9 protein-coding genes are annotated in these 12884 nt (G+C 66.9%); 7 read left to right on the top strand and 2 right to left on the bottom strand.

Annotated elements, in window-relative coordinates; all coding sequences use genetic code 11:
- The first annotated feature begins 115 nt into the window (after positions 1-115).
- On the top strand, positions 116-2965 hold the full coding sequence (locus AC1ZV1_RS24045) for a valine--tRNA ligase (protein WP_484293936.1): 2850 nt from the start codon (positions 116-118) through the stop codon (positions 2963-2965).
- 54 nt (positions 2966-3019) lie between these two features.
- Complete coding sequence (locus AC1ZV1_RS24050; protein ID WP_484293937.1) at positions 3020-3478, top strand: hypothetical protein; 459 nt, start codon at positions 3020-3022, stop codon at positions 3476-3478.
- 51 nt (positions 3479-3529) lie between these two features.
- On the opposite strand, the gene AC1ZV1_RS24055 is transcribed toward AC1ZV1_RS24050, so the two are convergent.
- Positions 3530-5437 (bottom strand): M14 family metallopeptidase, encoded by a 1908-nt coding sequence (locus AC1ZV1_RS24055; protein ID WP_484293938.1) that lies wholly within the window; start codon positions 5435-5437, stop codon positions 3530-3532.
- Between the two features lie 251 nt (positions 5438-5688).
- Here AC1ZV1_RS24055 and AC1ZV1_RS24060 point away from each other — a divergent pair, with 251 nt between their 5' ends.
- The 5 genes from AC1ZV1_RS24060 to rlmF all read left to right on the top strand — a co-directional run bounded on the left by AC1ZV1_RS24060 (position 5689) and on the right by rlmF (position 11271).
- Positions 5689-7344, top strand: a complete 1656-nt coding sequence (locus AC1ZV1_RS24060) for a thiamine pyrophosphate-binding protein (protein WP_484293939.1) — start codon at positions 5689-5691, stop codon at positions 7342-7344.
- Positions 7345-7456: 112 nt separating this feature from the next.
- A complete protein-coding gene (locus tag AC1ZV1_RS24065) occupies positions 7457-9286 on the top strand; it encodes an SLC13 family permease (RefSeq protein WP_484293940.1) in 1830 nt (609 codons plus the stop codon).
- A gap of 45 nt (positions 9287-9331) precedes the next feature.
- Complete coding sequence (locus AC1ZV1_RS24070) at positions 9332-9628, top strand: winged helix-turn-helix domain-containing protein (protein WP_484293941.1); 297 nt, start codon at positions 9332-9334, stop codon at positions 9626-9628.
- 10 nt (positions 9629-9638) lie between these two features.
- Positions 9639-10217 (top strand): VTT domain-containing protein, encoded by a 579-nt coding sequence (locus tag AC1ZV1_RS24075; protein ID WP_484293942.1) that lies wholly within the window; start codon positions 9639-9641, stop codon positions 10215-10217.
- A gap of 52 nt (positions 10218-10269) precedes the next feature.
- The gene (rlmF, locus tag AC1ZV1_RS24080) at positions 10270-11271 is read left to right on the top strand and encodes a 23S rRNA (adenine(1618)-N(6))-methyltransferase RlmF (RefSeq protein WP_484293943.1); all 1002 of its coding nucleotides are present in this window, start codon (positions 10270-10272) and stop codon (positions 11269-11271) included.
- A 1-nt stretch (position 11272) separates the two neighbouring features.
- Here the strand turns inward: rlmF and AC1ZV1_RS24085 are convergent, their stop codons facing one another.
- Positions 11273-12796 (bottom strand): MFS transporter, encoded by a 1524-nt coding sequence (locus AC1ZV1_RS24085; protein WP_484293944.1) that lies wholly within the window; start codon positions 12794-12796, stop codon positions 11273-11275.
- Positions 12797-12884: the final 88 nt, after the last annotated feature.

The following is a 12884-nucleotide window of genomic DNA, read 5'->3' on the forward strand; positions in this document are numbered from 1 at the left end:
CTGCGGGTGAGCATCAGCGCGACCACCATCAGCAAGCCCCCGGTGGCCTGAACTCCCCGCCTCCCGTTATACTCAGCGGTTTTCCGTCTAGCCTTATCAGGGTCCCGCCGCGCTCATGGACAAGACCTACCAGCCCCACGCCATCGAATCCCACTGGTACCCCCTGTGGGAGAAAGAGAACTACTTCGCCCCGCAAGGTTCCGGCGAGCCTTACACCATCATGATCCCGCCGCCGAACGTCACCGGCAGCCTGCACATGGGCCACGGCTTCAACAACGCCATCATGGACGCGCTGATCCGCTACCGCCGCATGCAGGGCCGCAACACCCTGTGGCAGCCGGGCACCGACCACGCCGGCATCGCCACCCAGATGGTGGTGGAGCGCCAGCTGGCCGCGCAGGGCATCGCCCGTCATGACCTGGGTCGCGAGAAGTTCCTGGAGAAGGTCTGGGAATGGAAAGACCAGTCCGGCGGCACCATCACCCGCCAGATTCGCCGCCTCGGCTCCTCGGTGGACTGGTCGCGCGAGCGCTTCACCATGGACGATGGCCTGTCCAATGCCGTGAAGGAAGCCTTCGTGCGCCTGCACGAGGATGGCCTGATCTACCGCGGCAAGCGCCTGGTCAACTGGGACACCAAGTTCCACACCGCCATTTCCGACCTCGAAGTGGAGAACCACGACGAGAAGGGCCACCTCTGGCACCTGCGCTACCCGCTCGCCGACGGCAACAAGACCGCCGACGGCAAGGACCACCTGGTCGTCGCCACCACCCGTCCGGAAACCGTGCTGGGTGACAGCGCCGTCGCCGTACACCCGGAAGACGAGCGCTACGCCGCGCTGATCGGCACCTTCATCGACCTGCCGCTGGTGGGCCGGCGCATCCCGATCATCGCCGACGACTACGTCGACCGCGAGTTCGGCACCGGCTGCGTGAAGATCACCCCTGCCCACGACTTCAACGACTATGAAGTCGGCAAGCGCCACGACCTGCCGCTGATCAACATCTTCGACAAGGACGCCGCGATCCTCGCCACCGCCCAGGTGTTCAAGCTCGACGGCAGCGTCAACCCCGACCTCGACGCCAGCCTGCCTGCCGCGTACGCCGGTCTCGACCGCTTCGTCGCGCGCAAGCAGATCGTCGCCGACTTCGAGGCCGCCGGCCTGCTGGAGAAGATCGACGACCACGCGCTGAAAGTGCCCAAGGGCGACCGCTCCGGCACCGTCATCGAGCCGTGGCTGACCGACCAGTGGTACGTCTCCACCAAGCCGCTGGCCGAGCCCGCCATCGCCGCCGTGGAAGACGGCCGCATCCAGTTCGTGCCCAAGCAGTACGAAAACATGTACTTCAGCTGGATGCGCGACATCCAGGACTGGTGCATCAGCCGTCAGCTGTGGTGGGGCCACCGCATCCCGGCCTGGTACGACGATGCCGGCAACGTCTACGTCGGCCGCAACGAGGCCGAAGTGCGCGCCAAGCACAACCTGGGCGACGCCAACCTGCGCCAGGACGAAGACGTACTGGACACCTGGTTCAGCTCGGGCCTGTGGACCTTCTCCACCCTCGGCTGGCCGGAACAGACCGAATACCTGAAGACCTTCCACCCCACCGACGTGCTGGTGACCGGCTTCGACATCATCTTCTTCTGGGTGGCGCGCATGATCATGCTGACCATGCACCTGATCAAGAATGGCGATGGCACCGCGCAGATCCCGTTCAAGACCGTCTACGTCCATGGTCTGGTGCGCGATGGCCAGGGCCAGAAGATGTCCAAGTCCAAGGGCAACGTGCTCGACCCGCTGGATATCGTCGACGGCATCACCCTCGACGAGCTGCTGGAGAAACGCACCAGCGGCATGATGCAGCCCAAGCTCGCCGAGAAGATCGCCAAGCAGACCAAGGCCGAGTTCCCCGAAGGCATCGCCAGCTACGGCACCGACGCCCTGCGCTTCACCTTCTGCTCGCTGGCATCCACCGGTCGTGACATCAAGTTCGACATGGGCCGCGTCGAGGGCTACCGCAACTTCTGCAACAAGCTGTGGAACGCCGCCAATTTCGTCATCGAGAACACCGATGGCAAGGACACCGGCGTGAACGGCGAGCCGGTCGAGCTGTCCTCGGTGGACCGCTGGATCATCTCCGCCCTGCAGCGCACCGAGATCGAAGTCGCGCGCCAGCTGGACGCCTTCCGCTTCGACCTGGCCACCCAGGCTCTCTACGAGTTCATCTGGGACGAGTACTGCGCCTGGTACCTGGAACTGGTCAAGCCGGTGCTGTGGGACGAGAACGCGCCGATCGAGCGTCAGCGCGGCACCCGTCGCACCCTGGCTCGCGTGCTGGAAACCGCACTGCGCCTGGCGCACCCGTTCATGCCGTTCATCACCGAGGAAATCTGGCAGCGCATCAAGACCGCCGCTGGCAAGAGCGGTGACACCCTGATGCTGCAACCCTGGCCGATCGCCGACGAGGCGAAGATCGACGACGCCGCCGAAGGCGACATCGAGTGGGTCAAGGCGCTGATGCTGGGCATCCGCCAGATCCGAGGCGAGATGAACATCTCCATGGCCAAGCGCATCGACCTGGTGCTGAACAACGCCTCGCCTGAAGACCACCGTCGCCTGGCCGACAACGAGCCGCTGCTGATGAAGCTCGCCAAGCTCGAGACCATCCGCGTGCTGGACGAAGGCGAAGAGCCGCCGATGTCCGCCACCGCGCTGGTCGGCGACCTGCAGGTGCTGGTGCCGATGGCCGGCCTGATCGACAAGGCCGCCGAGATGGCGCGCCTGGACAAGGAAATCCAGCGCCTGGAAGGCGAAGTCAAACGCGTGGGCGGCAAGCTGTCCAACGAAGGCTTCGTCGCCAAGGCCCCGCCGGAAGTGATCGAGAAGGAACGCGCCAAGCTGGCCGAGGCCGAGCAGGCCGTGACCAACCTGATCCAGCAGCGCGAGAAGATCGCCAGTCTGTAAGCGTCACCACAAGGCCCGCCCCGTGCGGGCCTTGTGCATTTTCAGGGAAGGACCATGACCCTCTCGCTGCGCTTCGAATCCACCCTGCGCGCCGATGCCGAACTGGCCTGGCGCTGGATCACCGACGTGCGCTGCCTGCGCGACGAGATGCGCCCGCTGCTGTGGATGAGCATCCCCCGCGGCATCAACAACCTTGAAGACCTGCAGATCGTGCCTGGCCAGCCGCTGTTCACCAGCTGGCTCTGGCTGCTGGGCGTGATTCCGCTGGGCACCTCGCGCCTCACCCTGCGTGAACTGCGCAGCGGCGAAGGCTTCATCGAGGAATCACCCATGACCGGCATGCGCCTGTGGCGCCACGAGCGCACCCTGGAACCCTGCGCCCAGGGCACCCGGGTAGTGGACCAGCTCACCGTCGAACCGCTGTTTGGCGCCCCGCTGGTGAAACTCTTCCTGCGCCTGTTCTTCGCCGGACGTCATCGCGCCCTGCGCCGTCGCGCGGCCCGACTGCCGTAAGGCGGCGGAGGCAGGGGCGGATGGCGCGCCTGCGCCACCCGCCACTACGACTCAGTACACCGTACCCACCGGATAGACGTAGGCGTTCACGTCATAGAACGGCGTGCGCTGGTAGAACCACTGCAGGCGCGCGTGGGCGTCCTTGGCGAAGGCCTTGTCATCCTTGAGCTTCTTCTCGAACTCGGCCGCAAGCTTCGGGTCCTCGGCGAGCATCTTGCGCGCCATCGGCTCCATCACGTACTCCTCCGGCTCCTCGGCCACCACCAGGGTCGAGTTGAAGAAGCCCCAGGACCAGAACGAGTCCGGGCTCTCCGCCGTCAGCAGGTTGACCGCCAAAACGCCCAGCGGCTGGTTGGTGTCGATCACCACCGAGCCCGCCGGGTAGGTCTGCAGGCGCTGGAACGGCTTGCCGACGCCGCTGACCAGCAGGTGCCCCTCGTACCCGGGAATCTCGTTGCTGGCAGCGCGGTCCGGCTCGAATCCACCGGCCAGCTTGATGTCGTCCATGCGGTACAGCGTGACCTCGATGGGCGTGGCCTTGTCCAGCGTCTTCATCTGAATGCCGTGAGACTTCAGGCGCGCGATCACCTCACTCCACTGCACCGGCACCACGTACTGCTTCGGCCGCTTCACCACCAGGTCGGGCACCGAGTTGTCGGTGATCGGCACGTTCAGTTGCTTGGGCTTGTTGCTCCAGACGATGGTTTTCTTGCCGGTGATCGGCGACTCCTCATAGCGATAATCACCCACGGTGAACGGCGTGTGCTGCGGATCGCCCGGCTTCCAGGTGAGGATCACCTCCTTCTGCGCCGCCAGCCGCTCGCGATCCTTGCCAATCGCCTGCTTCAGCGAATCGGCGTTGTCGCCGATCACCTGGAACATCGCCTTGAGCATCACATAATTGCCCAGCACCTGGGTTTCATACGGATGCAGCGCGTGCTGCTCGATGAGGATCGACGGCACATTGCGGATATCGCCGTACTGGTTGGAGAAACGCGCCAGGTCGGTGCGGTACGGGTAGTAGCCCTGGGTCGGGTCCTGGTTGTCGTTGAAGCTGATGCACTCGTGGACCACGTGCCCGTCGCCTTCCAGCTCCTTGTAGACCGGCGGCCGCATGACCTTGTCCATCCACTCGCTGGAGGCCGGCGACCAGCCGTTGCCGTTATGGCAATACGAGCTGTCGTAGGGATACATGGCGCCGTCGGTGGAGTGGGTGTCGGCAAAGAAGCTCAGGTCGTACTGGTTGAATACCGAGGCGACGTTGCGGATTTCCGCGCTGTCGAGCTTGGTGAAGTCGCGGTTGAGGTTGTAGTTCAGGCCGTTCACACGCCAGCCGGTGACCTCCGGGCCGTTCTGGTTGATCCGCCCGTAGGGGCTGCGGCGCAGGTCACCGTCGATGTTCACGGTGGGGATGAAGAGGATGTTGACCTTGTCCAGCAGCCCCGCCAGCGGCTTGTCGCCAGTGGTCATGTCGCGCAGCAGCATGAACATGGCGTCCTTGCCGTTGGCCTCGCCGGGGTGGATTTCGGCCTCGACGAAGATCGTCGGCCTGCCGGACTGGTTCAGCCCGGCCGGCGACTTGTCCGCCTCGCGGCTGGCGGTCACCAGCAGCATCGGCTCGCCGGTGGCGCTGTTCTCAGGCAGGTCGCTCAGGGTAATGGCGCCGCCGGAGGCATCCGCCAGCTTCTGCAGCCAGGCGCGGGTCTGATGGTAATCGGAGGTTTCCTTGAAGCCGCTGGATTCGGCCAGGGTGATCAACGGGTTGTCCGATTTGGCGATGTACCTCGTACTGGTCAGCTTCTGCTCGAACATCGCGGGCAGGATGCGGGTCTTGGCGGCGGCGCCATAGCCGCTGGCGTCGATATACCCCGGCGCCGACGGCAGGGCGGCATACAGGGGCAGGCTGGAGGTGGCGAACAGGCCGGCGAGCAGGGCTCGGGCGGACGAGAGGTGGTACATGGGAGGCTCTCCTTCTGCAGCAAAACGTCCTGCGGGCGCGGGGGCGCCCGTGCATCAACCATAGTCAACCGCTGGAAAATGCCAGCGCGGTTCGTCGTCGCGCCCGCTCTGGCGTGCGTCATTCGATCCGGATGCGATGCATTCCAGGGAGGAATGACCTTGCGAAGAATGCTCGCTTGGATCACCGCGGCAGTTCACCGAAGATCAGCGCACCGCTGCGCCCTGCTCCCCTGCCAAGGAACCCCACGCCCATGTCCGATACTCCGGCCCGCAACGGCGGCCAGATCCTCGTCGATACCCTGTTGCACCACGCGGTGGATACCGTCTACTGCATCCCCGGCGAAAGTTACCTGCCGGTACTCGACGCCCTGCACGATGCGACCAGCATCCAGACCCTCGTCACCCGCCACGAAGGCGCCGCCTCGAACATGGCCGACGCCTACGGCAAGCTCACCGGCCGCCCCGGCATCTGCTTCGTCACCCGCGGACCGGGCGCGACCCACGCGGCCAACGGCGTGCACACGGCGATGCAGGATTCGACGCCGATGATCCTCTTCATCGGCCAGGTGGAGAGTGCGTTCAAGGGCCGCGAAGCCTTCCAGGAAGTGGACTACCGGCAGATGTTCGGCGGCCTGGCCAAGTGGGCCACCGAGGTCGACGACATCCGCCGCCTGCCCGAGATCATTGCCCGCGCCTTCCGCGTCGCCCAGTCCGGGCGCCCCGGCCCAGTAGTCATCGGCCTGCCGGAGGAAGTGCTGTTTGGCACGGCGCAAGTCGCTGACGTGCAGCCGGCGCCGATTACCCGCGCCGCTCCGAGCGCCGACGCACTGGCCGAACTGCGCGAGCGCCTCGCCCGGGCGAAACGTCCGCTGCTGATCGTCGGCGGCACCGGCTGGACGCCGGAGGCCTGCGCGCAAGTGCGCGCCTTCGCCCGCACCAACCGCCTGCCGCTGGTGGCCTCGTTCCGCCGCCAGGACCTGATCGATAACCGTGACGAGCAGTACGCCGGCCAGCTCGGCTTCGGCGCCTCGCCCAAGCTCACGGCACGCGTGCAGGAAGCCGACCTGCTGCTGGTACTCGGCTCGCGCCTGAGCGAAACGCCCACCGCCGGCTACAGCCTGATCCAGAGCCCGCGCCCGCTGCAGGACATGATCCACGTCTACGCCGACGCCAGCGAGCTGGGCCGCGTCTACCAGGCGGACCAGAGCATCCTGGCCGGCATGCCGGAAATCGCCGCTGCCCTTGCGGGCCTCGCGCCGCTCGCCGAGACACCCTGGGCCGAATGGACCGCCGCTGCCCGCGCCGATTACCTGGGCTACATCGCGCCGCCGAAACACGCAGAACCGCTGCAGGGCGTGGATCTCGCGCAGGTCGTCCAGTACCTGAACGAAACGCTGCCCGACGACGCCGTGATCAGCAATGGCGCCGGCAACTATGCCGTCTGGGTGCACCGCTTCTACCGCTATCGCTCGCCGCGCAGCCAACTCGCCCCCACCAACGGCGCGATGGGCTACGGCTTCCCTGCCGCCATCGCCGCCAAGCTGCGCGATCCGCAGCGCAGCGTGGTGTGCTTCGCCGGCGACGGCTGCTTCATGATGTACCCGCAGGAGCTGGCGACCGCCGTGCAGTACGGCGCGGCGCTGACCGTCATCGTGGTCAACAACGGCATGCTCGGCACCATCCGCATGCACCAGGAGCGCGAATACCCAGGGCGCATCAGTGGGACCGAGCTGCGCAACCCGGACTTCGTCGCCCTCGCCCAAGCCTTCGGCGCCCATGGCGAGCGGGTCGAGCGCACCGAGGATTTCGCCGCCGCCTTCGAGCGTGCCCAGGCCAGCGGCAGGCCCGCACTGATCGAACTGCGCACCGACCCACTGCAGATCACCCCGGCCGCGCGGCTGACCTGACGACCTTTTGCTTCACACGCGGCATGGCAGGCTTCGCTAAGCTGCACCGGGTCAAGGCATTGCGCCCGCACGAGCGGGCACAATGGCGCCCGGGAATTCGCTAGGGAAGCGCATGAGTCTGCAACTGATCTGGGTCCTCGCCCTGCTCGCCACTGCCGTCGGGCTGTTCGTCATCAACCGTCCGCGCATGGACGTGGTCGCCCTGCTGGTGATGGTCGCCCTGCCGCTGTCGGGCGTGCTCAGCGTGCAGGAATCGCTGGCCGGCTTCGCCGATCCCAACGTCATCCTGATTGCCGCGCTGTTCGTCATCGGCGAAGGCCTGGTGCGCACCGGCGTGGCCTACCGCATCGGCGAATGGCTGACGCGCCGCGCCGGGGCCAGCGAGACGCGCCTGCTGGTGCTGCTGATGCTGGCCGTAGCCGGGCTCGGCTCGGTGATGAGCTCCACCGGCGTGGTCGCCATCTTCATTCCCGTGGTGCTGAGCATCGCCGCGCGCCTGCACGTATCACCGCGCCGGCTGATGATGCCGCTGAGCTTCGCCGGGCTGATCAGCGGCATGCTCACCCTGGTCGCCACCGCGCCCAACGTGGTGATTCACAGCGAACTGGTGCGCGAGGGTTCGAAGGGCTTCGGTTTCTTCAGCTTCACGCCATTTGGCCTGGTCGTGCTGGTGCTCGGCGTTGGCTACATGTTGGCAGCGCGCCGCTGGCTGGGGGATGACGATGGTGACGAGGGACAGAGCGTCAAGCGCCGCACCCTGGGCGACCTGATCCGCGATTACCAGCTCGCCGGCCGTGAACGCCGCCTGCGTATCCGCCCCGACTCGCAGCTGGTGGGCAGGAGTCTGGGTGACATCGAACTGCGCGCCCGCGCCGGTACCAACGTGGTGGCGATCGAGCGCATGGTGCACTTCCGCCTGAAGATACTCAGCCCCAGCGCCAACATCGTCCTGCACGCCGGCGATGTGCTGCTGGTGGATATCTACGGCGAGCGCAGCGACCTGCTGGGCATGTACCACGAGTTCGGCCTGGAGCCGCTGAGCCTGCAGGGCGACTACTTCACCGAACGCGCCCACGAAGTCGGCATGGCCGAAGTGACCCTGCCGCCGGAATCCGCCCTGCTCGGCAAGAGCGTGCTGGACCTGGAGTTCCGCAGCCAGTTCGGCCTCAACGTGGTCGGCCTGCGACGCAACCGCGAGGCGATGGTGGAAGGTCTGCTGGAGGCCAAGCTGAAGGTCGGCGACACCCTGCTGGTGATCGGCGGCTGGAAGGAGATCCGCCAGCTGCAGGCGCGCGCCCGCGACTTCCTCGTACTGAGCCTGCCCGCCGAGGTGGACGAGGCCGCTCCCGCCGCCAGCCAGGCACCCCACGCGCTGTTCAGCCTGGCGGTGATGGTGATCCTGATGGTCAGCGGCCTGGTGCCCAACGTCATGGCCGCCCTGATCGCCTGCCTGCTGATGGGCTCGTTCCGCTGTATCGACATGGACAGCGCCTACCGCTCCATCCACTGGCAGAGCCTGCTGCTGATCGTCGGCATGCTGCCCTTCGCCCTCGCGCTGCAGAAGACCGGCGGCATCACCCTGGCGGTCAACGGCCTGGTCGGCGCCCTGGGCGGGGCCGGGCCCTACGCCATCCTTGCCAGCCTGTTCGTGCTGACCGCGGTGATCGGCCTGTTCATCTCCAACACCGCCACCGCCGTGCTCATGGCACCGGTGGCCATCGCCACGGCCAAGGCCCTTGGCGCCTCCCCCGAAGCCTTCGCGATGATCGTCGCGCTGGCTGCCTCGGCCGCCTTCATGACGCCGATTTCCTCGCCGGTGAACACCCTGGTGCTGGGCCCGGGGCGCTATCGCTTCGCCGATTTCGTCAAGGTTGGCGTACCCTTCACGATTCTGGTGATGATCGTCAGCGTTGTGCTGGTACCCTGGCTGCTGCCGTTGTAGCCAGCCACGACACGATCACCACAGGATCACCAAGGAAACATCTCGATGGAAGTGAGCAAGACCAAAAGCAGTTTCTACCGCCGTCTCTATGTGGCCTGGCTGATCGACAGCGGCACCGCCACCAGCGTCCCGGCGCTGATGGAGGCCACCGGCATGCCCCGGCGCACCGCCCAGGACACCCTCGCCGCGCTGGCCGACCTGGACATCGACTGCGCCTTCGAGCAGCACGATGGCGAGCGCAACAACGCCGGCCACTACCGCATCCGCGACTGGGGCGCCATCGATCCGCGCTGGATTGCCGCGCACCTGCGGACGATCAAGGATATCCTGCAGTACCCCTGAGCCCGCCCGTATGCTTGCCGTCCCACCTGCCCTCTGGCGCTTTCGCCGACTGATCCTGCTACTCGCCTTCGCCGTGGTGCTGGTGCTGCTCTACCGCGCCAGCGGGCTGCACGAGGAGTTCAGCCTCGACTACCTGCGCCGCGAGCTGACCGACAACCGCCTGCGCGGCCTGCTGCTGTTCGTCGGCCTGTTCGCCCTGGGCAACCTGCTGCACATCCCCGGCCTGCTGTTCCTCGCCGCCGCCGTGCTGGCCATGGGCAAACTGTGGGGCGGGCTGATCACCTATTGCGCGGCGGTCTTCTCCTGCGGCTTTACCTTCCTGGTCGTGCGCGCCGTCGGCGGCAATGGCCTGCGCCTGCTGAATAACCGGCTGACCCGCGCGGTGTTCAGCCACCTCGACCAGCGCCCGAGCAGCAGCGTATTCCTGCTGCGCCACGCCTTCATCACCTCGCCGACGCTGAACTACAGCCTCGCGCTGTCGGGCATCGGTTTCTGGCCCTACATGCTCGGCACCCTGCTCGGCCTGCCGGTTCCGCTGCTGCTCTGCTGCCTGCTGTTCGACCGCCTGGGCAACGTGCTGCTCGGCTGAAGCGCGCAACTGTGGGAAAATCGCCCACCGCCTCCCAGCCCCGCGCGCCCTCATGTCGAAAGCCCCCAGACCGCCCAAACGCCCCGCCGCCCAGGCAAAGCCTGCCCACCCCCTGCGCGATCCTGCCGCCAAGCGGCCGAACCTGCTGCACCCGCGCAACCGCCACCAGGGGCACTACGACTTCCCGGCGCTGATCGAGGGCTGCCCGGAGCTGGGCCGTTTCGTCATCACCAATCCCTATGGCAAGCCGAGCATCGACTTCGCCAGCCCCGAGGCGGTGCGCGTGTTCAACCGCGCGCTGCTGAAAGCGCAGTACGGCATCGGCCAGTGGGACATTCCCGACGGCTTTCTCTGCCCGCCAATACCCGGCCGGGCGGACTACGTGCATTACCTGGCCGATCTGCTCGCCGAAGAGAACGCTGGCAGCGTGCCCCGCGGGCCTGAAGTGCGCGTGCTGGACATCGGTGTCGGCGCCAACTGCATCTATCCGCTGATCGGTCACCGCGACTACGGCTGGCGCTTCCTCGGCTCGGACATCGAGCCGGCCGCCCTGGCCTCCGCCCACGCCATCGTCCATGGCAATCCGGGCCTGGGCGACGCCATTGAATTGCGCCAGCAGCACGATCCGAAGCACATTTTCCGCGGCCTGCTCGGCGCCGATGAGCGCTTCGACGCGACGCTGTGCAACCCGCCCTTCCATTCATCGCCCGAGGAAGCCAGCAGCGGCAGCCGGCGCAAATGGAAAAATCTCGGCAAGCTCGACCCGTCGCGCCAGCTGCCCACGCTGAATTTCGGCGGGCAGAGCAACGAGCTGTGGTGCGAAGGCGGCGAGATCGCCTTCCTGCGCAAGCTCGCGGCGGAAAGCGCGGACGTCGGCCAGCAGGTGCGCTGGTTCAGCTCGCTGGTGTCCAAGGCCGGCAACCTCGACGACTTCCGTCGCGCCCTGAAGAAGGCCGGCGCCATTTCCATCCGCACCGTGGACATGGCCCAGGGGCAGAAGCAGAGTCGCTTCGTCGCCTGGACCTTCCTCGAGCCGGAACACCGTCGCCGCTGACTCAGGCCTCGGCGGCGAGCACCGGCGCCCGTTCCCGGCCCAGCAGCAGGAACACCAGGCCGGCGACCACGAACGTCACCCCGGCCAATAGCTCCAGTACCCGGCTGAACACCGCCACGTAATCGCTGCGCAGTTGCACCGGCGCCAGCTGCGGCAACTGCTCGACCACTGCCGCCAGGTTGCCGATGGCGAGCTGGTTGGCGCTCATCAGGCGATCCGCTGTGGCCAGCCCCACCGGCTCCAGCTGCGCGGCGATCAGCGTCGCCAGCAACGCCCCGACCACGGCGATGGCCACCGCATCGGCGGACACCCGCACCGTGTTGAAAATGCCCGTCGCCATGCCTGCACGCTCGCGCTCCACCACGCTGACCGCCAGGCCATCCATCAACCCCCATGGCAGGCCAATGCCGATACCGATCACCAGCAGCGGTACATCTGGCGCTATGCCGGTCTCCAGGTTGCGCGCCAGCCAGAGCAGCCCGCCCGCCACGATCAGCAGGCCGATCGCCGAGAGACTGCCGGCGCTGACATGCTTCGCCAGCATGGCCGCCAGGAAGGGCACCACCAGCAGCGGTGCCGATAGCGCCAGCATGGTCCAACCGGCCTGCAGCGCGCCCTGTCCCTCGATGCCGATGAAGCGCCCCGGCAACAGCACGATCAGCACCACATAGGCGAACGCCGGCGACGCCCCCAGCAGCTGCACGCCGACGAAGCGCCACTGGCTGAACAGCGACAGGTCCAGCAATGGCCGCTCGACACGGCGCTCGACCGCAACGAACACCCCCAGCAAGACGACGCTCAGCCCCAGCACGGCGACGACCACAACGCTCGCCCAGCCCTGCTCCGGCGCCAGCAGCAGGCCATAGGTGAACAGGCTGAGGGCGGCGGTGAAGCTCAACGCGCCGGGCCAGTCCAGGCCGCGCGCCTGCGGGTCGCGGGTCTCGCGGCAGAAGCGCACGACTACCGGCACCGAGGCCAGCGCGCACACCGCCGGCACCAGGAACACCCAGCGCCAACCCGGCCCGTCGGTCAGCCAACCAGCGAGCAACGGGCCGAATGCCAGGCCGACGCCGAAAGTTGTTCCCAGCAAGCTGAACACCCGCGTGCGGATGGGCCCGTCGAACTCCTGCGCCAGCGCCGCCATGGCGGCGGCGAACGCAGCCGAGCCACCCGCGCCCTGCAGCAGGCGCAGCACGTCGATGGCTGCGACCGAGCCGGCCAGCGGAATCGCCAGGGTGGTCACGCAGAACAGCGCCAGGCCGACCAGCCAGATGCGCTTGCGGCCATACACGTCCGCCAGGCTGCCGGCTGCCATCATCGCCGCGCCGTAGGCCAGCACGTAGCCGTTGACGATCCAGTTCAGCGCCACCGCCGAGCCGCCCAGCTCGTGGGCGATGGCCGGCAACACCACGGCCGGGCCGGTGAAGCACAGGGGAATCAGCACGGCGGTCAGGCTGGCCGCCAGCAACAGGAGCCAGCGCGAGACGTCAGGCCGGTTTTCGGGAGTGTCGTGGGAAAGGGTCATGGTGGGTCCGCAAGGAGTCGAAGAAGACCCACCGCACGCTAATCAACCCGGCATTACGGAAAAACAGGCTAGGATTCCGAACAAAACG

The sequence above is a fragment of the Pseudomonas sp. BB438 genome, from assembly GCF_057180225.1.

What these genes read in the sequence shown, in the direction of transcription:
- AC1ZV1_RS24045 (WP_484293936.1), top strand. Translation starts at nt 116, where the DNA reads ATGGACAAGACCTACCAGCCCCACGCCATCGAATCCCACTGGTACCCC.
- AC1ZV1_RS24050 (WP_484293937.1), top strand. Translation starts at nt 3,020, where the DNA reads ATGACCCTCTCGCTGCGCTTCGAATCCACCCTGCGCGCCGATGCCGAA.
- AC1ZV1_RS24055 (WP_484293938.1), bottom strand. Translation starts at nt 5,437, where the DNA reads ATGTACCACCTCTCGTCCGCCCGAGCCCTGCTCGCCGGCCTGTTCGCC.
- AC1ZV1_RS24060 (WP_484293939.1), top strand. Translation starts at nt 5,689, where the DNA reads ATGTCCGATACTCCGGCCCGCAACGGCGGCCAGATCCTCGTCGATACC.
- AC1ZV1_RS24065 (WP_484293940.1), top strand. Translation starts at nt 7,457, where the DNA reads ATGAGTCTGCAACTGATCTGGGTCCTCGCCCTGCTCGCCACTGCCGTC.
- AC1ZV1_RS24070 (WP_484293941.1), top strand. Translation starts at nt 9,332, where the DNA reads ATGGAAGTGAGCAAGACCAAAAGCAGTTTCTACCGCCGTCTCTATGTG.
- AC1ZV1_RS24075 (WP_484293942.1), top strand. Translation starts at nt 9,639, where the DNA reads ATGCTTGCCGTCCCACCTGCCCTCTGGCGCTTTCGCCGACTGATCCTG.
- rlmF (WP_484293943.1), top strand. Translation starts at nt 10,270, where the DNA reads ATGTCGAAAGCCCCCAGACCGCCCAAACGCCCCGCCGCCCAGGCAAAG.
- AC1ZV1_RS24085 (WP_484293944.1), bottom strand. Translation starts at nt 12,796, where the DNA reads ATGACCCTTTCCCACGACACTCCCGAAAACCGGCCTGACGTCTCGCGC.